Genomic DNA, 23,309 nt, shown 5'->3' on the forward strand with positions numbered 1-23,309 from the left:
GATCGAACCGTTGCGAGCTGGATAACGTCCACGGTCCGCTTTGGCATGCGAGTCTTACATTCGTGTTGTTGTCGACATGTGATCAAGAAGACATGCGCGAGTTTGAGTAACCGTTGTTGCGCTCCCAGGGTCGCTCTTGCCTGCCTATCACTCCGGATGACATTCGGCCGATAGGGCAATTGCGAGCTCGCTCAGTTCGCTATCAACGCCAAAGGCTGCATGCTGTCCGCATCTGAATCGTAACAAGCCGGCTGGTTGGGGAATGTAGTGACAAGTACAACTACGGTCCGAATTCTGCAGATCGGCGACATTCACTATCCGAGCGCGACGACCAGCCGGCCCTCCGCCGATCTAAAGCGCGACGCATTTGATATCTCGGGCGAGATCGCTCCGGAAGGGGCGCGCTTCCAGAAGATCACGCAGACGCTCTCACAGTATACCTCGGGATACTTTCATGGCATCGTCTTCATGGGTGATTACACCACTGGCAGCCCGAACGTTTCCAGTCAGCTCGCGGGCCTCACTTCGTGTCTTGATTATGTGCAGAGGAATATTTTGAGCCCGCTTCTGGGAAAAGACTCGCGTGTCAAAGCCTTATTTGTCCCTGGAAACCATGATGTCGACCGCACGAGGTGTCCGACCACCCCAGACACAAGAAGCTCAAAATTCGAGCACTACGTTAATACACTCGGTGCGCTAGGCCACAAGAATATTTCGGGAGATACCGTCAGCCGGGTGTCTCTCACAGTCGACGATTCCGAAGTGATTCTATACGGTTTGAATAGTTGCCTCGGCTGCGGTGAGTATATGTCGTTTCCTGAGAAGACAAAGGCTGACCTGGCCGCGCAACTCGCCGACCTGTTTAAGCGCGGCGTATCGGAGGTTGCCGAGAATATCATCACCGACTTCTTCGATCTCACCGAGCAATTAGATGCGCCGGTGATTGATGGGGCCACACTTCATGAGCTTGATCTGCAGCTGGAGAAATGCTCCCGGAGACCGGATGCTGTCCAAATCGTCGTTGGCTATCACAGTCTGTTGCCGCAACCTATACCGCGCGTGGCACCATTCAGTGAACTCGTCAATTCTGGTGAGCTTCGTGCCTTTCTTTCAACTAAGGAAACTCCAATAGTCTACTTGCATGGCCACATTCATCAGAATCCGATTGAAATCGTGTACTCTCAAGAAAGGCCAGATAGCTGCGTTATATCGATATCAGCTCCCGAATTCTCTAGCGGGTACAACATCCTCGAGGTCGAATTCGACGAGAATGGTGTTCCACTCGGGATAGTTGTTATTCCAATTCGTCAAGACGGTCTCGGCAAGATCTCGAAACCATCGCCTCGGAAGATTCCTTTTCGCCAAGGCAAGCATCGCATTGCCGCCATAACCGAGCTGGCTCGGGAAATTTTTTACAAGACCTTCTCCGCGAACAGCCAGTTCCACTTCAACGAGTTATGCAAGGCATATTCAAGTGCTCAAGCTGAAGCGGTCGAACGTGCCGTGGTCGAACTGGAGTGGCTAGGCTTGGTTGAGATCGCAAACCGCCACCGGAAACCCGAACAGTGGAACATCAGGTCTGCAGTATGAGAAGCTGGACCAAATCCGACAATCCTTTCGCGCAGCACCGGTGGGAGACCGAGATCTCGCACAACATTTGGGTGCCTCCAAGTGTATCGATTGCTGCCTCCACAAAGGCGTGTCTAATAAGCGGTCTTCGCGGCACAGGAAAAACGGCGCTTCTGAACTGTCTGGATCCCCTTGCGCCATTTAAGAAAACGTACAAATTTCTCAATCCCGATGCGCTGCCGACGTCGTGCATTGGCGTATATATCAACATCTTGCACGAATTTACTGATTATCTGCCGCTACTGGCGCCGGTTACTACGTTGCCACCTGAGGCAGTCCTCCACCACGGCTCACGCATACATGCGCAGGCCTTCCCTCACCTATCTCATCTTTACCGCTATTGCGCGTTCCCTCCAGGCGATCGATGAATGTCGACGTAAGGACATACTTTCCTATGACGCCAAGCAAGAAATGGAGTTTGTCGAGACGTTTTGGCAGCAGCTCTGGCTAAATGCTTTCGAGCTTGGCGCCAACTCAAGCAAGCCTGATAGCCTACTTGCGTGCGCGTCACTGCTTCTCAAGATGTGCATGGCCGTGCGCATCAACAGCCTGCGACTCTATACCGACAGAGTCGTTGCGCTGGTTCAGGGCGTGCAGCCGGTGCAATTCTACCGGACCGCTTGCCGGATCTTGGCCGACAGCCAGTTGCTACACAGCCGCGGTCACAGATTCCATGTCAAGGTTTCGCTCGATGATGTTCATCGATTTCGACGAGATGATCAAGCTCTCCTAAATGGTCTGATCGAACTTAACACAGCCCCAATCTCATGGAATTTGTCGTTCGTCTCAAATCACTATGATGCTGGATTGTCGAGCGACAGAGATGCGCCTCTTTCGGGCCATGATGTCGAACGTATCGATCTGAATTACGCTAAGGAGCCCAAGGCGTTCCGCCGGCTTTGTCTGCGGTTGTATGAAATGCGAGTTGGTTTGCCGCCAGCCAGCGACGACCAAGAGGAGCTTCGCTCGCCCGGCTATGATAAGGTATTGGGCAATCCTAACGTGAGCGTGTTGTTCGATCATCTTCTCGAGACAACGTCCAGCGAAGGATTTCGCGAGCGGATATACGAACACCTTGACTACATTGCAGCACTGCTGAACTCAGCGGAGAGGACGGGCAGTCGCCCAAGTCGACCGGCCGATCCACGCAAGTACCTTTACCACACCTATATATTCATCTCGCTGTTTGAAGCTGACCGCAACAAATTTGTAAGCTTCCTGAGCTCTCGTACACCCAAACAGGTCGACAATTATTTCCGACAGAAAAACGTAGCGGCGTTGGTCTGCGCATCCAATGAGCTCGGGCGCGCTGTGCCGTACGCTGGTACTAACGCGCTTGCCGCAATGTCGGACGGCTGCGTGCGGGATTTCTTGAGAATTCTCGCTTGCCTCTATGAGAGCGCTCGCACGGGTATTCACCAGCGTCAGTCGCGGCGCCCTCCGTTTGACTATTTCTCAGCAGCTTCAGCGACTAGGCAGATCCCGGTTGGAGAGCAGAGCCGCGGCTTTTTCGAAGCGAGCCGTGACTATATCGAGCAATTTGATGTGCCTACGGTACGTGCCGAACGCGTGCTCGCCGATGTCGTTAACGGCGTAGGCGAGTTCATACGCCTGCTGCAGTCAAGAGATCGCGCACGTGCGCTGTCATTGCCTGAGCGAGGTATAATACGGCTCGATTTGACCGAAGTAACACTACTAGGCGTCAAACGAGCCAGGTTGAGTTGCTTCGACGGGCGCTCGATATCGGTCAGTACAAGGGAATTATCCGGCTGCACGAAGGTAAGTTCATGTCAAGCGCGGGCGCGAGTGGTACGGACGTTGATTGCATTTCGCCTGCATCGACTTGCTGCGCCTGCGTTCAATATATCCAGTCGCGGACCTCAGAGGGTGGTGGATGTACCGCTCCATTTTTTCTTGAATTTGTCGAGTCTCGTCGGGTTTCCCAAAAAAATTGGGCGCAACGAGTAATGGGCGGATTCAGCGACATAGACGAGGATTCGTCGAACAGCGCTGCCGTTCAATCTGACCTTCTCTGATCATAGCATCACAGTGGATGGGCTTGATGAAACGAGTTGGTTGGTTTGAAATCGCAGTTGCTGAAGTCGCCGATAGGCCACCCGAGGACGGGTACACCGTCGCCCTTGTCGGCCAAGACACGCTCGACCGAATTGGATCCCCCGCTTGGCGTGATGCAATCGGCGTCAGCCCAGTGCTTTTCAACACCAGGGGGATGCTGATCGAAACATCGGAGGTGCGGAGACAATTATTGCAGTTCACTACGGTATGTTGGCACGACGTGGCCTCCGTGGCGGGTGTGGCGCGCCTGCTTATGGAGGCGCGGGACGAAATCACGAAAGTATTGAACGGCGCGAACGGAGAGGTGCGCGTCGTTATCGACGCTAACTCCATGCCGAAGGCGCTCTTCGCCGCATTGCTCGGCATGCTCATCAGAACACGAATTGCTGCGAAAATTGACGTCCTGTACCAGTCTTTCGAGTACCTGTATCGAGCCTTCCCGCTCAATGAAGTCTTCGCGGGATCCGATTTTCAACAGGACATCAACGACGTGGAGTTTTTGTTCTCTGCCGTTCCATATGCTGAGGGAAAATATAAGTCAGCGCTTGGTCGCCACATAATAATGCTTTGCGGCCTTGACTACCAGCGGACCATGGCGAAGCTTCTCGAACTTGAGCCTGCACGCGTCGACATCGTGCTCGAATCAGAAGCGATTGCGCTTCCAACGGCGTTACCTGTCTTCCAGAAATGTTGTAGACACATAGACGTTGATCCCGATAGGGTACCGATCGTTGGGCGAACAGATCTAGATACCAACTTTCGAGCGATCGAGAGCGCCTTGATGAATGGACGGGACGAGGGGCTTCATTCGATCATTATCGCCTCGTCCGGTAAGCCAGCAACTCTGGCCGCGACTCTCTTTAGTGTCTTGCAATCTGAGACCCCGCTCTTGGTCACGATCCCTGATCGCGTAGTCGAACTGGAGGCGCGCGCAAACGGGCCAATGCTGTTGTATCGTCTCACAGATCGCACAGCGATCGCCTAGACGATCGGCGGGTGTAGGAACCGCTACCTGTTGCCTGCGGCGTCCTTCGGTTCGGATTGACCGTCATCTTATGAGGAGGAGCGGGGGAACCGTCTGTGCGCGCCGTTGCCGCGACCTAGCGTGGCGCCTCCTACTCCAGGGCGATCCTGAGCGCATCATCCGGTTACTCCTGATTGGCGAGGATCGAAGGGATCGGCTGGACCTGGTCGCGGCGCAGTTCCGAATGCTCGTACCCGCTGTGCCAAACGCGCCTGCCGTGCTTGCGATGACAATATCCTGCCAGTGCCGGCCTCAGCCCCGCTCGAGGGCGGATAGCCGACCGAAATGCGACGAAATTGCACCCCTTGTCGTTCTCAGACAAACAACCAGTCGAGCAGCCGCTATACTGGCAGGATACAGAACTGGAACCACCCGGCGAAACCATTCATTGGCGTCAAACCTCGCGATTGAATTGCCTTCGGTACGGGTGATGGGAAAAGGGGTGCAAGCTCTCGTTGCCGTCCTTGTGCGGCAACGTCAACAAAGGGAGTGCCGATGCCAATCGACTACCCAGCCGTACTCAATCTCAAAACCGATTCCGCTCCCTATTCGTGGGGCGATCGTGAGGTCATGCTTTATGCGCTTGGCATCGGCATGGGCTCAGATCCTCTAAACGAAAAGGAGCTGCAATTTGTTAACGAGACATTTGCAGTGCCCAAGCCACTGAAGGTCGTTCCGACCTTTGCTTCGGTCTGCGTTTGGGGGGCACGACCGGGAGTCATCGACCTCAACCGCGTCTTGCTTGTTGACGGTGAACGGGACATCACCTTTCACAAGCCGATCCCTGTCATAGCCAGGGTTACCGCAGATGCTCGCGTGCGCGGCGTGTACGACAAGGGCAAAGGAAAAGGTGCGATCATTCAGAACGAAATCATCGTCAGGGATTGCGATGGTGAGAAGATCGTCACGATCACTTCTTCGACCTTTGCGAGGGGCGACGGTGGCTTTGGCGGACCTTCGAAGGGGGAGGGCGAACCGCATCAGGTACCCCGCCGAGCTCCGGACAGGTCAATCGATATCCCGATCCGCGCCGACCAATCTCTGATCTATCGTCTGTCCGGTGATCGGAATCCCTTGCACAGCGATCCAGAATTCGCCCGTCGGGGTGGTTTTCCCCGGCCGATTCTCCATGGTATGTGCACCTATGGCCTGACCTGCAGGGCCGTGTTGCAGACCTATGCCGACTACGATCCCTGTGCTTTCCGCCGTCATCGCGCGCGCTTTTCGGCCCCGGTGTTCCCTGGTGAGACGATCACGATCAATCTATGGAAGGACGGCAACTCGATTTCGTTCGAAGGTCATGTTCGAGAGCGCCAAGTTACCGTCGTCAAGAACGGGCAGACGGTGTTAGGCTGAAAGCTTTCGAGCTCGCTCCGACCGAACTGGGACGCGCGGTATCATCTCGGATGCGCTACGATCCGAACCATTGAGCTGCGAGTTCACGTCTGCCTTGCAGATCGCCTTCGGTAGTCGCTTGGGGCGAGGCCAAAGCGGGCTTTGAACAGTCGAGAGAAGTGAGCCAAGCTTGCGAATCCAGATGAATAAGCGACCTCGGAGATGCATTCCTCTTCTATGGACAATCGATAGGCGGCAACAGACAGGCGGATCTCCGTAAGCACGTTTCGGAAAGTCGTTCCATTGTCAGCGCAGGTTCTGTGGATCGTGCGCGAGGAGCACTTGAACTCCTTCGCTGCATGCAGAGGACGGAGTCCCTCTCTAGCAAGGTTACAGCAAATGAACTGAATAATCCGGGTCATCCGACCCTCAGCTGTTGAGATGCTCCGTTGTCCAGTTACCAAGACCTCGAGCGACCGCCGCAGGCGACTAGCAAGCACCCCCGCTTCACAGGCCTGGGGCAGATCTTGAGCGTACAATTGCCGCGTCAGACGGGCATTTATGAGAGCTGCTGAAAAGGTCTTGGGGATGTGCAGTTCCGGACAGGCCGTTTTTGCCGTTATCATCTTCTTTGCGCCTTACCAACCTGGGAAATCGATCGCCAGAATCTGAGGCCCGTCGAAGACCGACAGAGCTGCCCGCTGCTGAGCGAACGACACAGCAACGCGCGCGACAGACGCGGCCAAGGTTCAATTGGCGGGTCCGCACTCAACAGTGCAGCGTCCATTGCATTGATCCGGATCAATCGAGCAAGTCTCATCTGATCTCCTGGGCGGTGATTGCGGAGCGGCCATGGCCGTAACGGATACTTAGCCAGCGCTAGCAATCGGCATGCCGCAAAAGAGACGTGCGTGCTTTGTTTGAAAAGGACGAGACTATGTGTTTCGTCCCGCGCAGGCGGAACGCTCGTGCCAGTTCGCCGCGAATCGATCGCTCAAGGAACTTGTTGCCCTCTCGATGCTACCGAGCGCGGAAAGCGATCGCGCGACGCGATAGCCGGTGAACACCAGAGGGAGATAACAGAACGCCGATCCTTGCTGATTTCAACCGGCGTTCGCCAGCGTCGAGGAGCAACGCTTTCGTGGCGCCCGTGAGGCCCTCTACAGAGTAGGTCTGAGCTTAGATTCGTCTGCTGCGTCTTTGCAATAGCCACCGCCGAAGCAGGTCGCTCGCGAGGGTCGTGACTTAATAACAATCTTGGGCCACATTACGTAACACACATGACCAGACTTTGAAGGAACATCTACAATCCGATTGAAAGCACACAATTTCAGCCCGTGGTCCTTCTTGAACATCAAAAATAGACTTGTCGATCCTGTTGCAACGCGGGTCTGGTCCATCGTTCCAGGTCTCGGTTACCACCACATCGGCACAGCGTCGCGCGCAAGGCTCTCCAATGATCATCGTGAGTGCAGAGGGATTAGCGAGCTCTAAGACCCGAGTGCCAACGGTTGCGCCAATGTCCCGAATGTGGAGCATTCCCCTTGCGGAAAACTGAACTGAGATGTTCAGCGCGTATTTCAATTGGACATAGACCCTCCGCAGCGACGGCCCGAGGATTGAAGGCTTCCACGTTGCGTTGCCTTCCCCAGTAACCGATACGCCTTAGTTTTACCAAGTAACTCCACGAATTGGTCCGCAAAGTGTCACATCACCTCAAAGGGTAGGGCTTCCCGGTCGTTTCTGCCACTCTTTCCAAGATGCAATTGCATAGTCGCTCTATGTCGCGGGCCGCGTGCTCGGCTGTAATCCATACCCAAACTCCCGCTTTCCGCTGCCCGACCGTTGGTAAGAACGTCCCCAAGGTATAGAAACCGCCGTCAAGAAGCCCTCTTGCGATTGCGATCGCATTGGCCTCCGATCCGACGGCGATCGTTCTGATCGGCAATGAATTGCCTTGCCCAACGGTTGCGACACGACGGTCAAAGAGCTCGATGCGTTGCGCCAGTCGCGCTTGCCGCTGCCCGAGTTCTGCCGAGCGGTGAATCTTGCACGACCCAAGCGCCGCACCGATCGCCGCTAGAGTGGGTGCCGCCGAGCAGACACCGGGAATGGAGTAACGTCGAAACAGCGACTCGTGGTCGGCGGTTCCAAACATCAATATTCCGCCCGATGCACCGAAGCCCTTGGCGAGCGAGGCTGCTATGATCGTCCGTTCACTGAGCTCTTGCGGAAAATGAGAGCGCGCGAACCCTTCGCCATGGCATCCGAAGATCGATAAGCCGTGAGTATCATCAATATAGAGAAAGAGCCCATAACGTTCCTGGAGCTGACGGAGTTCCTTGATGGGCGAATACTCTCCCATAGAATAAACACCCTCGCATACATAGGCGACCACGAGATTTTCACGGCACAAGCGTTCGAGAGCGTCAATGTCGTTGTGGGCGATCGTTTTCACCCACGTTTTATCTGCCATCGGCTGACAGGCGAGGGAGTTATGCGCAAAGCTATCAAACACTAAGACGGGCTTCCTTCCGCCGGTCAATTGGCCCGAAGCAAGGATGGGCATCGCAGCTAGATTGGCGAGCATGACATCGGAAAAGGCGAGCACACGCGCGCAGAACATTTCGGAAAGACGTTCTTCAAGTTCTCGCAGCAAATCGAAATTGAGTTGGGCTCGGGCCCAGGACCAGTGCAATGACCGCTGCGCCTCGATCGCCTCGATCGCCCCAGCGACGATCACCGGATGATTGTCGAGGCCCAGATAAGAGCTTCCTATGAAGTCAATTACCTGTGGGCAACTGTCAAGCGGCCTGTCGCCCCAAGCACCCGTACGTCCACGTCCATAGCCAGCCATGACACCGCCCATTCTAGCTGCATCAAAATACGGCGCGTTCATCCGAGCGTGTTCAATCGGGTGACCACCATCGAAGCGAGCGATCCGCTGTTGCATTTCATGCGCCATACTAACCTCTAAAGGATATGCAGCCGACCGCTCAGCAGCACCTCGCTCGACAGCAGGCTTGGCGAAATTGAGCCGAACCGGAGATTCTGTAAGAATCGTACGGGAAGTTCGATTGGTTTCCCATCGAGCTAAACCATTGGCTACGCGCCAGGGCAGCTACCAAGTCAAATAGGTCTGCCTAGAGCGCGTGAGGGGCGTTGCTGTAGCAGCGCCAGTAGCCACGGAGTAGATGGCCGGCGCTTCCTTTTGGGCTGTATCGATAGGACATGCATGCCAGCTTCAGCAGCTGTTAGCACGGCAGGTTGGGGCATCCGACGACGATCAATCAACATACGTGAAGCAGACCCCGATGTGAGGATCCCGAACTGCGCCGGCTTGAGCTCGGGCCGGGCGACCAAACTCGAACCGTTCGGCCTGACCGAACCCACAGAGCCGGCGTCCAGGACGTTGATGCCGGGGCCGGATCCGCCCCTTCGCCAACTCGGTATGCGCGGCGATATCGTCAAAACCGTGCATTAGACGATGCGTGCCAGCTCGAAATATCTCCAACGTTCTCTGCGAAAGAGAGCGCTTGGCCGTCTGCCGGCATCTGGCTAAAGGTCGCGTCGATCACTTTGTTGACAAGACCTGCAGGAAGCAACGCGAGCCATCGCTCTCGCTGCCGCATACCCGCTTCTCCAATTGTTCCTCACTAGAGTCGGTAGTTGTCTCGACCCTTGTTTGTGATGTACCAAGAATTGGGCTCTAAGTATCGCATAGTGATAGGAGACAAGGTGCAAAAATGGTGAAGACTTGATCCATTTTAATGTCTCTGGTCTGCGACGAACGTCGCCAATAAACCTTCGAACAAGACCCCCCGAGAATGTGCACCGCGTCGTGCTGTGTGCGCACCTCCATTCGAAGCTCGTCGCGAATGAGAAGCTGCGCGCTGCGACGTTCGAGCTCCCTTGTCATGACATGCGTGATCAACAGTTGTCTCCGTCAGGCGGGGGCCAGATGGAGCAGGTCAAGGTCTGTGAAATCCGGCCCCGGCTCCATCGGGTCGCCTTTTCTACATGGCGGAGTTGGCGCAGCGCGAACTCACCGGCGTCATGGCGAACGCCGCAAACATGGCCGGGAAAAGGGATGCTTAAGTCTGCAGACTTCAGAACGGACAGTTGCGGGCTGCCGCCACGCAGGCCGGTTCGGCCAGCAGGGCCGGCTTAGAAAGAAAAACTTCAAGCTGCGGCTATAAACTCCTTTATGGCACCTGATTTGGAGCACGGTTCATGGCTCTTTCTCTCTCTCTCTCCGGCCGACGAGCCATCGTCTCCGCGGCGACATCCGGTATCGGGCGCGTTATTGCCGAAACTCTGTCGGAAGCGGGAGCCCGGGTGGAAGTGTGCGGCATGGATCAGGCGAAGGTTGCGGAGATAGAACGACATTCTCCTGCCGTTGGCGCATTCTCTTGTAATCTTGCCGATGCGGCTGCTACCGAGCGCTTCTTCGCCGGTGCGGTCGAGCGGCTCGGCGGGCTCGACATTCTCATTAACAATGCAGGCATAGCCGGTCCCATCGAGCCCGCCGAAATGATCGCGCTCGAGGCATGGAACCGTACGCTGGCGATCAACCTGACGAGCCATTTTCTGCTCGCCCGGCTCGCGGCGCCTTTCATGCGCAAGGCGGGCGGCGGCGCGATCGTCAATATCTCGTCGACGGCAGGGCTCGAAGGCCACGCGCGGCGTTCGCCCTACAACGCGTCGAAATGGGGTGTCATCGGTCTGACCAAAAGCCTCGCGAAGGAGTTGGGCCCCTCACGAATCCGTGTCAACGTCATCTGCCCAGGCTTCGTCGACGGGGACCGTATGGAGCGCGTCATCGCCGAGACTGCGGCGCAGAAGGCAGTCGAGCCCGAGGAGGTCCGCGCCCGCTTGCTCGCCGCTTCGTCTATGGGCACGCCGGTGCGACCCGATGATGTCGCCGCCATGCTCCTCTTTCTGGTGTCGGATCTGGGTGCGCGGATGTCAGGTCACGTCTTCGTGGTGGATGCCGACGCGATGTGAGGTACCGCCGAGTAGCTGAGCCTTGACGCCGAAAGCACGGTGCCAGCGACATCGATATCTAGTTGAAATTTGCTCCTCGACGAGGGCGACGTTCGCCGCGGCCACACGCTATTGAGAAGATTCGTCAGGTTAACCCCCGACAAGGAATACGACGGCGCCTAGGACTGAGGACATCATATAGTTATCTTGGGAGCGGACCCCCCACGGCTAGCGGCCGCAAAACGCTTCGCGATACAACATGGTTATTTGACAGCAGGCGTCACGGTCGTTGAAACGCTCCTCAGCCAGTTCGAGGTAAGGCCACGATCGCAGCATATCTGCACTTCCAGTGCACAAGGGTGCAAAAAAATGCATTATATCCCTTATGACTGCAGGATTAATGCGCCGACAGTCTAAGATTCAATCTGCCAAACAGCTCGATCAAACGATTGATGCTCTCTCCTCTGCCGTTCCATGGTGTTGTTTGTTCGCCGCAGCTTCCTGGCGCTGATTGCGGCTGCTTTCGAGTTGGTCTGCTGGAGCTTGGTCGTCTTTGCCTTCACTGAAGCGAACGCGCTCGTAGCGTTCGATCGTGGAAGCTAGCCCCGTGCCTAACCTTCCCGTGATCTGCCGCCGCCTAACCGCAGTCGGTCAATGAAAGACATGCAATTTGGATCCTTTAGGTGGTGTGGACTCTAAGGATTCCCTTTTAGGAGCAAATCAGATTCAAGGCTGCTTTTGGGGAGGCCGCCTTGGGTGTGATGGACCGTTTGGTATTGAGCGACGCGGCGTGGGAGCGGATAGCGCCGCTGATCATAGGGCGCCCCGATCAGAAGGGCTCCACCGGGCGCGACAACCGGATGTTCGTGGAAGGTGTGCTGTGGATCGTGCGTACGGGGTCTCCCTGGCGCGATCTTCCGGAGGTGTTTGGGGACTGGAACAGCGTGTTCCGGCGCTTCAGTCGATGGAGCATCAAGGGTGTTTGGTGGCGGATCTTCGAGGCGATGTCCGATGATCCGGACTTCGAATATCTGATCGTCGATTCCACCATTGTTCGGGCGCATCAGCACGCCGCCGGCGCCAAAAAGGGGGGTCTGAAGATCAAGCGGAAGATCAAGCGATCGGCCGCTCGCGCGGCGGCCTGAGCACCAAGATACATATGGCCGTTCGAGGCTTGGGATGTCCGGTGCGGTTCACGCTTACCGCAGGTCAGAAGGGCGATGCACCGCAAGCCGCCGCATTGATCGAAGGCTTATCCGCCGAGGTCGTCATGGCCGATACGGCCTATGACGCCGATCACTTGCGCCAAGCCATCGCCGCCAAAGGCGCGCTCGCCGTGATCCCCAACAACCCGTCACGCGCGCTCAAATATCCACTCGACAAGCATTTCTATGCCCAGCGTCATCTCGTCGAATGCTGCTTCTCAAAGCTCAAGCAGTTCCGCCGCGTCGCAACCCGCTTCGAAAAAACGGCCCGGAACTACCGGGCCGTCGTCACTCTCGCAGCCATCGTTCTATGGATGCGCTAGTGTCCACACCACCTAGCCTTCAACAAAGTTATACACAATTAGAATTATGGTATGGAGGGTGTCATGGGCTACCTTCTGCTCATCGTTGCAATCGCAGTTTCCGTCCTGGTTGACTTTGGGTCGCATTCGAGCGCCGCTGCACGAAATCGAGCGGGATACGCGCTTCCGGCTCGACAGGATATTTATTGTTTGCAAGGACGTGCCTGGGGCGGATATCCGGGCACTTGCCAGTTCTCGACTCATAACCAGTGCAAGGCCACCGCGTCCGGCGCAGGTGGCTATTGCGGTATCAATCCGGTTTACGCATTCGCGCAACACCGGTGGCAATCGCGATAGTGGGACCGGGTACTGAAACCGGCAAACCGAGGGCTAGGCGCAGGTAACGGCGACTGATAGCGCCATGTCGCGCAATGAGGCCGCCGAATAGTTCGGGATCAGCAGAGCAAGAGACTGGATGGATCTGGCCGAAGAGACCCCGCAGCGTTGCTCTGGACGACTAACTTGCGGGGATGGGTGCCATGCGGCCCAGGCCTCCGCCAAGGTTCCTCGCGGCCGCTGGAAGACCATGACCGATCTGGCGGTCCTGCGCCATGACCGGATCAATGTGCCATGGTTGATCTAGGGACGGGTGGATGGCGACAGCATTCAGACTAATGCCGAGAAGGGTTTCCTGCCGACCGCTCCGTCCGACGATATCGTGGTCAAAGGACAATCTCGGCAGCACAACGGCAAGGTCGTTCGTCAGCCTATCCGCCCGGGCGGAGCCAAGCTATTTTTCCCAAATACTCACTCGACCATGAATCATAGAGGAACGAGGGCCTGAGGGGAATCGTCTCCTGGTCGGTGATCGGGAATCCGTAGGCCGCGATGCAGAGCACGCCGTGATGCTGGAAGCCGCGGCAACCGCGCCCCTCAAAGTGGTCAAGGTCGGTCTCCTGCTTGAGCTCCTGGTAGTCGCGCTCGATGCGCTAGCGTAACTCGGCGAGGCCCGTCACGGAAAAAACCGATATCGGGCGGGGAGGCTCGACAGCCAGGACTTGTCGGTTCTTCTTGCCGTTTAAAGGTCGCTTCATTGTCGATTCTTTGGCTCGCGCGCAAAGAGCGCTTGGAGTCGGCTGCACGCAATGCATAGGCGCGGTTCCGTTCTCGGAATGGCTGCACTCCTGCACCGCGTGTGAAAGGTGTCCGCACATTCTCTTGCGCAATCGATATTCGATCTCCACCAGAAGCGGCCAACCCTGCCGGTGAGTTCAAGCCGCATCTCGGCGATCGCCAGCATCTCGTGGGCTCGGGCGAGGGCGCTAATGCGCGGGATGCGCATCCAGACCTCAAGTCGTGGGAGCAGAGCAAACGAGCATTGCGACATTGAGCTAACGGCATCGGCGAGGCGGCCCGGTCCCGTCTACGGATAGCGAGGCGGCCGAAGACTTACGCCCGTTAGGCCGCAACCGACCGCGATCGCAATGCGATCCGGAGAGCTACATGCCGACACTGGATAGCGTAACCGCGATCATTCACGCAGCTCCCGCTGCATTGCCGCCCTTGAATTCTGATACGTGCCAATACCGCTTCTTCAAACGGCCAAAACAGTATCCCTCACCAGAGTAGGTAGTGTCTGGATCATCGTTGACGATGTACCAAGGACTACTAACGCCCCGTATAGGCGCCGTGGCGCCGTATAGGCTATGACCCCGGCGCATCAACATAGGACAAGGTGATCCAATGGCAAGGGTAGTTAATCCGCGGCGTCATCTTATGCTTGTTCGCGTACAGGATAAAACGCCGTTATAAAAAAGGATCACCAAACTCTCGATGGATGTCTTGGTCATGCGAGCCTGTATCGACTGCGTTAGCGTCGTCCGACATAGATGCGAGTGAGGGCTGCGCGTTGCCACGCTCAAGCCCCCGCTCAAGGGGGCAATGATTAATGGCCGAGTCTCTGTCGCGCACGCTGAACGGCAGGCAGTGGTCTGGGAAATCCACGTGGCTTGGCGCTAGCTCTGGTGATCGGCAACCTTCAGCTCTCAGATCGAGCGGTTGTGTTCGTTTTCAGGCCTGCCTACGTCCCACCAATTCCAAGGTTTTCCAAGGATGATCGCTACAAAATTGACAAAATCTGAACTGCAAGAGCGCGTCGCAAATGTGCTGCGCAGAACCGAGGCGCTGGAATCCGCATATGAGACGATCACGATCGGAGAACTGGTTTCAAGGCGGGCGAGAACGCACGGTTCAAAGACGGCAATTGACGTCTTCGACCGCGGCGAGCGCGCGACGTACTCCGAAATGGATCGATCGTCGAACAAATATGCACGTGCGCTGCAAGCATTCGGCGTACGCAAGGGTGATCACATTGGGGTGATGCTGCCCAATCGCATCGAATTTCCGATCCTATGGTTCGCGATCGCCAAGCTCGGTGCGGTGATGATCCCGATCAACATGCGCTACACACCGAGGGAGATCGAATACGTTCTGAGCGATACGCGGGCCGAGTTCGCCGTCGTCGACGAATCCGCGTGGTCAGCGTTTTCGGGGATGGACCCTTGGCCTCAAGACCTCGGCAAAGAGCGAGTAATCTCCGTTGGACAGCTCTCGGGTAGGACGGCCACTAATCTCAATCAATTGCTCAACGGTATCGACGGCTCTCCGGTAGAGGAGGATATCCAACCCGATGACCTGTTGAACATTCAATATACCTCGGGGACAACGGGCTTTCCGAAGGGATGCATGTTGACGCACGACTACTTTGGCGTGTTTTCGTTCCAGGGGGCGTGTTGGGACGAGCAGCCTTACCAGAGATATTTGTCCGTGCAGCCGTTCTTCTATATCGATCCGCCAATTCATCTTCTAAATTCGTACCGGCAGGGCGGGACACTCTACCTCGGCCCGCAACTCAGTTCGACGCGCTTCCTTGGTTGGCTCAAGCAGCACCGCATCGAGTGGTGCCAGGTTCCCCAGCTAGTAGCACGCCAAGCGGAGGCGGCCAACGAAGACGGGGCAACATGCCTGAAGCAGACCCTTAATTGGGGTTGGAGTCCTGATACGGTGCGTCAATTTCGGAAGCGGTTTCGGGTGGGTACCCAGGAGGCTTACGGGATGACGGAGATCGGCTTCGGCACACGAATGGCGAACGATTTCGACGAGCTTGCCGACTCGGGTTCGGTGGGGATTTGCGCACCTTTTCGGGCGCTGCGGCTGATGAACGAGGATGGCAGCCCCACGCGGGTTGGCGACGTCGGCGAGCTGTGGGTCAGGGGGCGCGGAATCTTCAAGGGATATTGGGACAAGCCGGACGCAAATGCCGCATTGTTTGAAGGCGACTGGTTCAAGACCGGTGATCTCATGCATCGCGATGAGTTCGGCTTTCATTGGCTGGTGGGGCGTACAAAGGACATGATCCGACGCTCAAGTGAGAACATTGCTGCACGCGAGGTGGAGACTGTCATCCGCGAAATTCCCGAGATTGTGGATGTGGCCGCTGTGCCCGTTCGCGATGTGAAGCGCGGCGAGGAGGTGAAGATTCACGTCGAATTGAGTGAAGGCGTCACGCCAGACAATCAGGTGGTTGAGCGCATTCTCGAGCATGCTCGTGCGCACCTTGCATCGTTCAAGGTGCCGCGTTACATTGCCTTTACTCCGTCGCTTCCTAGAACCGCCACCAGCAATAAAGTGCTCAAACGTGAGCTGATGGCCGTGAGCGATCCGTTTGCCGGAACCTACGACACTGAGGAGAGGCGTTGGCGCTGAAGTGACTTTTCACACACCGTTAGCGTACACGCGCAGTTGCCGCTTCAATCCTTCAAGCAATCAAAGGGCCTGCACCGCCGGCGTTCCGCTATTTGGGAATCTCGAACCACCTGTTTATGATTCGCTTCTTTGGCTACGTCAGAGGCCAATACGGACGGGAAAATCTTGTTCTCGGAAGGTTCGAAAGCGTCTTGTGCCTGGTGCGTGCCTTAACGCGGGTTGGCGCTTATGCGATCCACTCAGCTGTCAGAAAACTCAACACATCTTCCCAAGCGAGAAATACGGCGACCTACGCACCAAGTTCGGCGGTGGCTACAATACGCTGAAGCCCAAATGACGTGTTGCTCCGCCGCGGCAGCCGTTGCCTGGAAGCTGGAGGCGCGAGTACTTCCCTGGCTGAGGAGAGAGTCTGAATGGGTATTTGCGCGCCGGACACAGGCACCTGCATAGGTGACGTGGTAGAGACGTGATCCATAACGCCAACGTGCGCTGGGGCAATCAGATGACGCGATCGTGTTCGAACGTCTTCATTGGCCACATGCCATAGCCGTGCAATCAACACCATAGGGCGCGAGCCTAAACAAAATGGGGCGCTGACAGGAAAAATCGAGAAAAATACCGATCTGGCTTTGACCAGAGCAAGCTATCATCGAAAGGAGAGGCTGAGCATGATTTCGGAGGTGTTCATCACCTGTGCAGTCACGGGGGGCGCGGCCGCCAGGCAGCCGAACGTGCCGATAACCCCAGAGCAGATCGCGGAGGCGGCGATCGAGGCAACGAGGGCGGGGGCGGCGGTCGTGCATATCCATGTCCGGGATCCCAAAACCGGAAAAAGTTCGCGGGATCTGGCGCTTTTTCGGGAGGTGGTGCAGCGGATCCGCAAGTCGGACGTAAACCCAGTCCTCAACCTGACCGCCGGTACGGGCAGTGACCTCGTGTTGGGCGGGCCGGACTCTCCTCTGCCACCGGCGCCGCGGACGGATATGCCAGGCGCGATTGAGCGACTGGTGCATGTGGAAGAGCTGCGCCCCGAGATTTGCACTGTGGATTGCGGTTCTATGAACTTCGGGCCTGGCGAATTCATCATGGCCAACACGCCGGGAATGCTGAGCGCGTTAAGTAAGCGCGTGCAAGAGCTTGGAGTACGTCCTGAGCTCGAAGTGTTCGATACGGGTCATCTGGTCCAGGTGCACGATTTGATCAAAGAGGGGGTCGTGAACAATCCGCCGCTCATCCAGCTTTGCATGGGGATCCGCTATGGAGCCCCAGACGATCTCGGCACTCTGATGGCGCTGGTGCATCAACTTCCGCCTGGCGCTATCTACTCGGCCTTCTCGATCGGTCGGAGGCAGCTCCCATACGTTGCACTGGCGCCCCTGGTTGGCGCTAATGTGCGGGTAGGATTGGAGGACAACCTCTATCTCTCGTTCGGTAGGCTGGCGACCAACGCCGAGCTCGTGGAGAGGGCAGTCGAGATTCTTGAGCGGATCGGGGTGCGGGTGCTGAGTCCGGACGAGGTGCGCGAAAAGCTCGTGCTCAAAGTTTCCTGAAAGATCAGTTCGCTTCCACGTTCGCATCTGACAGGCGGCCGTGAGTAGTCGGACTTTTGGGAACGAGACTATTGGTGTGTCAGCTGACGACATACCGCCAAGCGTTGGTCAGCATCTTCTGCATACGCACCTATGCGAGGCGGCGCGTGGGCTGCACAGTTTATCCTAAGCGGAGCTCAAAGGCGCGTCCGATGGTGCCGTTACGGGCCGAGGGAGCGTTGACGGTGGTAGAGCCGGTGGCGGACACGGTGCCCGAGATGAATCGCAGGCAGGGGACAAATCGTCTTGAGTTTAAGCAACGGCTGCGGGCGGCGGCGTCGGAGGCCCCGATCTGTTCGTCGACCTCGGGCTTCGGCGGTCACTGCTACACTCGGAGATCGACCACACCAACCAGTTCAGGCGTTCGCAAAGAGGTGAACAGGCTCATCTCAAATCGGCTGCAGGAGGCGGTGTAGCGCGAGGCGCTGAGGCTGGTGCACGACGATGTTGTCACCGCGATCGTTAATCGTCTGCTGCACCACAGCCACGCATCTCGATCCGCCGCTACAGGTAGCGGTTGAAGGAGAATCGTCGCAGCGGATTTCTGCTGAAGCCCGCCGCGCCACATGCCAAATCAGAGAAGAAGCCTTAACGCAAGCCGCTCGCTCGCTAAGGCGCTATGAGGGGCGTGCTTTGCGGTCGGCTTGCTTCATTTCCAGCAAAACGAGGTCAATTCGTCGTCGCGAGGTTAAATCAGGAGGTAGCTTGACGGGGCGATGGAAATTTCTTTGCGACGGCGATGCCGGTAGCGCGTGGGTTGGTCCTTCCAAAGCCTATTCTACATGTCATGCGCATCTATGCACCGTCGCAGACTTATGCCGATTAGGAACCCCACTGTCATCATGTTCTCTTTTCTACCCGGTATCGCCGGGGAGAGATACCGAGCATGCGGTTGTTCACCGTGAGCAGAGCGACAGGCGGCAGTTCCGATGTTTCGGACCGGTGATCTGTTAGTGCAGCAGTGACTCATCAACGCGATCTGGGGCACGGAATATGAGCCGGGCACCCGAAGTGTCCATCGCATGTCGCGGTGCTTGGCCTATGCCTGGAACCGCGATGCCTCGCCAGACCAGCTCCCCCGAATTTGCGCGGTCAATACCAGGATTAGACGAGGACGCTGGGGAGTGCCTCGGGCTTGAGATCGGTATGGGGACATTGTGCTGGCGCCACCGTCACCATTCGACGTTCCCTCTTGTCGTGTTCGGTATGTCTTGAAGATGTCTATGTCAGGCACCGGACATCGAGCCGCAAATGTCGCACGGGCGCGGCTCGAAGCATGCGCTTTCGCCCTCTCCCGGCAAGTCTGTTAACCAGGTCGGTCGGCACGCCGCTTGCTTGGACGCGGTGACGGATTAGCAACGACCATGGCGGTCTCGGAGCAGCGGGCCTTGGGAGTTGACCAATGGCGAAGCAGGTCATCGAGGCAGGGTTACCGGCTCTGCGGGGCGTATTGGATGGGCTCCCGCTCGGAGGCCATCCATCGCGATTCAAACAGCACGTTGCAGGCGAGGGCGTTTGCACGTGATGAAGAAAGTTTAACGCTTGCGCGACTCTCCGGCTCTACGCACTAACTGCCCGGTCTGGTCCGATGCTTTAGTAGATGTCTGAATCCCGTCGCAACGGCTAGTGGCCCAAGATGAACATCGATGCACATCTTCTTATTGACGGTCAATGGGAGGTAGGTAAGTCCGGTTTGCAACCGAACATTGATCCGGGAACTGGTGAAGCGGTCGGTGTCGTGACATTGGCAGATACGGCCCAGGTTCAGGCCGCCTTGGAGTCCGCGCATCGGGCTTCCTCGACGTGGGGGATGCAGCCGGGCCAAGCACGAGGTGCAATATTGAAGAAAGCATCAGCCCTGCTGGCAGACCGGATCCAAGAGGTCGCGAAGGGTCTTGTCCAGGAGTCTGGCAAGACGCAGGCCGATGCCATCAGTGAGCTTCGACGCACGATCGAAACGCTGGCGTGGAATGGCGAGGAGGCGAGCCGAATTAGTGGAAAGGTTCACCAGGGCCTCGTCGTCGGCAGCGCCCGGTTGTCTGTGCCCACACCTTTGGGGGTAGTCATCGCGATCACGCCCTGGAACTTCCCAGCCGTGGTGATCGGCCGCAAGTTGGGCGCTGCCTTGGCCGCGGGTTGCACGGTAGTTCTGAAGGCTTCTGAATTCACACCCTATACCGCACGAGCGATCGTTCAAGCGTTGGTGGACGCTGGCATGCCAGATGGCGTGGTCAATCTGATCTTCGGTGAGCCAGCGGCCGTCAGCAGGCAGCTGATGGCGTCTTCGCTGGTTAAGGCGGTTTCTTTCACCGGCTCCACGAGTGTTGGCAAGCAGCTCGCGGCACTGGCAGCGCCAAACCTTATTCGCCCGATTTTTGAACTGGGCGGGCACGCCCCAGTTATCGTGTGGAAGGGTGCAGACATTGAGAACGTCGTGCGAGTCACAGCTCCCGCGAAATTTGGGTCAGCGGGCCAGTCGTGCGTGGCACCCACGCGCTTCCTTGCGCATCATTCGATCCACGATGCACTGGTTGATGCGCTCGTGGCGAAAGCAAGGACCTATAAGCTTGGGCATGGCGGTGAGCATACCACTACGCTGGGACCCGTAGCTCACGCCGGACGCGTGGCCTCCTTTTTGCATCTCGTTGAAGATGCCGTCGCCAAAGGCGCCGTAATCAACACTGGTGGCAAGAGGCTCGAGCGTTCTGGCTTCTATGTTGAGCCAACGGTGCTTTCGTCCGTGTCGCGGGACGCCGAGATCCTGCTCGAAGAACCATTCGGCCCGGTCGCGACGGTCCAGTCCGTTGGGACGATCGATCACGCTATTGAATTGGCAAACGCCGGAGAATATTCCTTCGCCGCCTACGTCTTCACGGATTCGATCAGTGTACGGGACGAGCTGGTGCATCGTCTGAATGCATCGAACATTGGCGTCAATCAGACTGCGTTTTCCCAACCCGATGTTCCCTTGGGGGGGCTTGGCAACAGCGGTTACGGATACGAAGGCGGAACGGAAGGCGTGCTCGCTTATATGCATCTTCGATTGATCAGCCAGTCACCGGCCTGACCTTCCTGCCGATGTGAAAAATCTAGCAAAACGTTTCAACCCTCATATGTCGATCTTGATAACAATCCGAGAAGTGCTCGCGAGTCCAGGCCTTGGCTCATTCTTCTTTGACGACCAGGCAGCAATCAAGGCCGGCGCACGCCGCGAGGGTGCCGCCTACATTGGTCAAGCGCAAACGCCTGGCTTCAAAGCAATCCGTGAGCCCTCCGAGTCAGTCTCCGTCATGCTCGTGTTGAGCGACGGATATGTAGCGAAGGGTGATTGCGCAAGCGTGCAATACACGGGCGTTGGCGGCCGCGAGCCGCGTTTCCACGCAGCTCATTTGGCAGCCCAAATAGAAGAACAATTGGCGCCACGCTTGAGGGGGTTGGAAGTGCGGTCTTTTCGTCAGATGGCGATACTTGCCGAGAAGATCATTGATGAATCTTTGCAATCCCCACGCGCAGCGGCATATGGAATGTCACAGGCGCTGCTCGATGCCGCCGCTCACGTGGCGGGTCATCATCTGATGGCGCAAGTCATCAAGGACGAATGGCAGATCAAGAGGCCGTTTGCGATCGTCCCGATTTACGGCCAGTGTGGCGACGCGCGTTACAGGAATGTCGACAAGATGATTCCCAAGAACGTGCCGGTCTTGCCTCACGGCTTGATCAACACGCCAGACCTAGTTGGTGTCGATGGCAAAAAGCTTGAAGAATACATTCGTTGGGTAAATGCGCGCATTGCGCAATTGCGCGTTTCGCATGACTATCATCCAGTCATCCACATTGACGTATACGGTTTGATCGGCACATGCGCCGCCGGTTCGATAGACTCGACCGCGAACATCATCCAACGGCTCGAATCCGCGGCCTGTCCGCATCAGCTGCGCATCGAACATCCATTGGACGCTGGTGGCCGGGACGCGCAGATCGAAGCATTAGGTACTCTGCGCCATACCCTCAGGAGTCGCGGCTGTAAGGTGGCCATCGTCGCGGACGAATGGGCAAACACGGCCGATGACGTGCATCTGTTTGCAGAGGCTGGAGCGGCCGATATGGTGCACATTAAGACGCCTGATCTCGGTTCCCTGCACAACACCATCAACGCCATACTTGATTGTCATGAACACGGCGTAGGTTCGTTTTTGGGCGGTAGCTGCACAGAAACTGATTTGTCCGCGCGCGCTACCGCCAACGTCGGTATTGCCACTGGGGTTACGCAGGTGCTGGCCAAGCCGGGCATGGGTTTCGATGAAGGCTTCAGTATTGTCCTCAATGAAATGAACCGCGCACTGCGCATCGCGCAGATACTTAGTTGACGGATCTGAGCGGGGTGACGATTAAATCCGGTCGCATAGTGAGCAGCGTCAGTAGATGTGGGTTTGACGTCCGCCCGTGACGACCTCGCGGATTGGCCCTATTGTTGTTTGGCGGCGTAGAGGTGGAAGCTTGGAGTTGCCTGCATTGCTCGGCGCCAGCCAGCGATTGCGTCAGAATTCTGCGAATGTTAGCCAGTCTTGGCGCCGCTGGTTGATCGGGGAAGCCAGTCGCGCTGTTGTCGAGCTCAATCGACGGCGTATCGCGACTGTTCGCGTTCTCCGCTTGGTCGCTTCGCTGGCGTGCTCACGAGGCCGATTCGCTATGGTATTACCCATGTGCGATTGCAAAGCTCTTGGCTAGTCTGACCAACACCAGCGCAATCGTCGCTCATCAAATCGCAGCTCCCAGTCTCGCAATCTGGCCTACATCCGTTTGGCATCAGCATAGCGGGGCCCGTGCGTGTGATGACCGTGAGCTCGGCCGCAAAGTAGGGCCCGGGTGTTAAGCGGGGTCTATTCGCGATACTGCTGGTATGCTGGTCGCGGCTGATGACCCGCAGTGGTCGCCGCGCGTCTTCGCCGAATATTTTTGGACGAATCGCCGGGCGGTGCCGACGCGATGAGTCAACTGACTGCAAAACGTCTCGAGGCAGGATTCTTCACTAATGCCCGGCAGAGCACGGTGACGGGAAGCCTGTGCAGGACTGAGAGCCGAGCGGGGTACCACCTCTGTTGCTTGTTGGTTAACCAGCGTTTCCATCGACAATGTGTTAGCGTGAAGTTCAGCCTAGATGCCTGGGGATCTGAATGGTTGATCAGTGAAACGCTTCTCAATCTGAACGAAGCCTCAATATGATAAAGAGTTGAGTCGTTCTTCGCGAACGACGCCGCCAGAAATGCGCGGTACCTGTACGGCTCTCGGGGTTGAGCAAAAGAGCTGCTAATCGCCTCCCGATCCACGATCGGCTGACAACTTAAGTCAGCTATTAACCCATGGTTGCGGCTCTCGATTGCACTCAACTACGCGAAAC

12 protein-coding genes and 2 pseudogenes are annotated in these 23,309 nt (G+C 57.0%); 11 read left to right on the forward strand and 3 right to left on the reverse strand.

Going from position 1 to position 23,309, the window contains the following annotated elements; all coding sequences use genetic code 11:
* Positions 1–267: 267 nt before the first annotated feature.
* The 4 genes from AAFG13_RS36835 to AAFG13_RS36850 all read left to right on the forward strand — a co-directional run bounded on the left by AAFG13_RS36835 (position 268) and on the right by AAFG13_RS36850 (position 6,085).
* Entirely contained in the window at positions 268–1,590 is a 1,323-nt protein-coding gene (locus tag AAFG13_RS36835) for a metallophosphoesterase (protein WP_342709936.1), read from the forward strand.
* Positions 1,591–1,929: 339 nt separating this feature from the next.
* Positions 1,930–3,597 (forward strand): hypothetical protein, encoded by a 1,668-nt coding sequence (locus AAFG13_RS36840; RefSeq protein ID WP_342709937.1) that lies wholly within the window; start codon positions 1,930–1,932, stop codon positions 3,595–3,597.
* Positions 3,598–3,691: 94 nt separating this feature from the next.
* Entirely contained in the window at positions 3,692–4,690 is a 999-nt protein-coding gene (locus tag AAFG13_RS36845) for a hypothetical protein (protein ID WP_342709938.1), read from the forward strand.
* A gap of 534 nt (positions 4,691–5,224) precedes the next feature.
* On the forward strand, positions 5,225–6,085 hold the full coding sequence (locus AAFG13_RS36850; protein WP_342709939.1) for a MaoC/PaaZ C-terminal domain-containing protein: 861 nt from the start codon (positions 5,225–5,227) through the stop codon (positions 6,083–6,085).
* Between the two features lie 83 nt (positions 6,086–6,168).
* On the opposite strand, the gene AAFG13_RS36855 is transcribed toward AAFG13_RS36850, so the two are convergent.
* Both AAFG13_RS36855 and AAFG13_RS36860 read right to left on the reverse strand, forming a co-directional pair.
* Positions 6,169–6,690 carry an AraC family transcriptional regulator gene (locus AAFG13_RS36855; protein ID WP_342709940.1) on the reverse strand — a complete coding sequence of 174 codons (522 nt, stop codon included), beginning with the start codon at positions 6,688–6,690 and terminating at the stop codon, positions 6,169–6,171.
* A 1,085-nt stretch (positions 6,691–7,775) separates the two neighbouring features.
* A complete protein-coding gene (locus AAFG13_RS36860; protein WP_342709941.1) occupies positions 7,776–9,029 on the reverse strand; it encodes an aminotransferase class I/II-fold pyridoxal phosphate-dependent enzyme in 1,254 nt (417 codons plus the stop codon).
* A gap of 1,268 nt (positions 9,030–10,297) precedes the next feature.
* Here AAFG13_RS36860 and AAFG13_RS36865 point away from each other — a divergent pair.
* The 3 genes and pseudogenes from AAFG13_RS36865 (at position 10,298) to AAFG13_RS36875 (ending at position 12,914) form a co-directional block, all read left to right on the forward strand.
* Positions 10,298–11,071 (forward strand): SDR family oxidoreductase, encoded by a 774-nt coding sequence (locus tag AAFG13_RS36865; RefSeq protein ID WP_342709942.1) that lies wholly within the window; start codon positions 10,298–10,300, stop codon positions 11,069–11,071.
* Between the two features lie 731 nt (positions 11,072–11,802).
* A pseudogene (locus AAFG13_RS36870) lies at positions 11,803–12,578 on the forward strand (IS5 family transposase).
* A gap of 63 nt (positions 12,579–12,641) precedes the next feature.
* The gene (locus tag AAFG13_RS36875; protein ID WP_342709943.1) at positions 12,642–12,914 is read left to right on the forward strand and encodes a DUF3551 domain-containing protein; all 273 of its coding nucleotides are present in this window, start codon (positions 12,642–12,644) and stop codon (positions 12,912–12,914) included.
* Between the two features lie 515 nt (positions 12,915–13,429).
* Here AAFG13_RS36875 and AAFG13_RS36880 read toward each other — a convergent pair.
* Positions 13,430–13,564 (reverse strand): annotated as a pseudogene (locus AAFG13_RS36880) (IS701 family transposase); the annotation flags it as partial.
* A gap of 1,105 nt (positions 13,565–14,669) precedes the next feature.
* Between AAFG13_RS36880 and AAFG13_RS36885 the strand changes: the two are divergent.
* The 4 genes from AAFG13_RS36885 to AAFG13_RS36900 all read left to right on the forward strand — a co-directional run bounded on the left by AAFG13_RS36885 (position 14,670) and on the right by AAFG13_RS36900 (position 22,278).
* The gene (locus tag AAFG13_RS36885) at positions 14,670–16,322 is read left to right on the forward strand and encodes a class I adenylate-forming enzyme family protein (protein ID WP_342709944.1); all 1,653 of its coding nucleotides are present in this window, start codon (positions 14,670–14,672) and stop codon (positions 16,320–16,322) included.
* A gap of 668 nt (positions 16,323–16,990) precedes the next feature.
* Positions 16,991–17,872: a 3-keto-5-aminohexanoate cleavage protein gene (locus AAFG13_RS36890; protein WP_342709945.1), complete on the forward strand. Its 882-nt coding sequence runs from the start codon at positions 16,991–16,993 to the stop codon at positions 17,870–17,872.
* A gap of 1,675 nt (positions 17,873–19,547) precedes the next feature.
* Positions 19,548–20,978, forward strand: coding sequence for an aldehyde dehydrogenase family protein (locus AAFG13_RS36895; protein WP_342709946.1), 1,431 nt, complete (start codon positions 19,548–19,550; stop codon positions 20,976–20,978).
* 46 nt (positions 20,979–21,024) lie between these two features.
* Positions 21,025–22,278, forward strand: coding sequence for a methylaspartate ammonia-lyase (locus tag AAFG13_RS36900; RefSeq protein ID WP_342709947.1), 1,254 nt, complete (start codon positions 21,025–21,027; stop codon positions 22,276–22,278).
* The last annotated feature ends 1,031 nt before the right edge of the window (positions 22,279–23,309 follow it).

Source organism: Bradyrhizobium sp. B124 (genome assembly GCF_038967635.1).
Taxonomy (GTDB): domain Bacteria; phylum Pseudomonadota; class Alphaproteobacteria; order Rhizobiales; family Xanthobacteraceae; genus Bradyrhizobium.

Excerpts from the sequence above, each read along its gene's own strand:
- AAFG13_RS36840 (WP_342709937.1), top strand. The coding sequence starts at position 1,930 with ATGCGCAGGCCTTCCCTCACCTATCTCATCTTTACCGCTATTGCGCGT.
- AAFG13_RS36845 (WP_342709938.1), top strand. The coding sequence starts at position 3,692 with ATGAAACGAGTTGGTTGGTTTGAAATCGCAGTTGCTGAAGTCGCCGAT.
- AAFG13_RS36850 (WP_342709939.1), top strand. The coding sequence starts at position 5,225 with ATGCCAATCGACTACCCAGCCGTACTCAATCTCAAAACCGATTCCGCT.
- AAFG13_RS36855 (WP_342709940.1), bottom strand. The coding sequence starts at position 6,690 with ATGATAACGGCAAAAACGGCCTGTCCGGAACTGCACATCCCCAAGACC.
- AAFG13_RS36860 (WP_342709941.1), bottom strand. The coding sequence starts at position 9,029 with ATGGCGCATGAAATGCAACAGCGGATCGCTCGCTTCGATGGTGGTCAC.
- AAFG13_RS36865 (WP_342709942.1), top strand. The coding sequence starts at position 10,298 with ATGGCTCTTTCTCTCTCTCTCTCCGGCCGACGAGCCATCGTCTCCGCG.
- AAFG13_RS36875 (WP_342709943.1), top strand. The coding sequence starts at position 12,642 with ATGGGCTACCTTCTGCTCATCGTTGCAATCGCAGTTTCCGTCCTGGTT.
- AAFG13_RS36885 (WP_342709944.1), top strand. The coding sequence starts at position 14,670 with ATGATCGCTACAAAATTGACAAAATCTGAACTGCAAGAGCGCGTCGCA.
- AAFG13_RS36890 (WP_342709945.1), top strand. The coding sequence starts at position 16,991 with ATGATTTCGGAGGTGTTCATCACCTGTGCAGTCACGGGGGGCGCGGCC.
- AAFG13_RS36895 (WP_342709946.1), top strand. The coding sequence starts at position 19,548 with ATGAACATCGATGCACATCTTCTTATTGACGGTCAATGGGAGGTAGGT.
- AAFG13_RS36900 (WP_342709947.1), top strand. The coding sequence starts at position 21,025 with ATGTCGATCTTGATAACAATCCGAGAAGTGCTCGCGAGTCCAGGCCTT.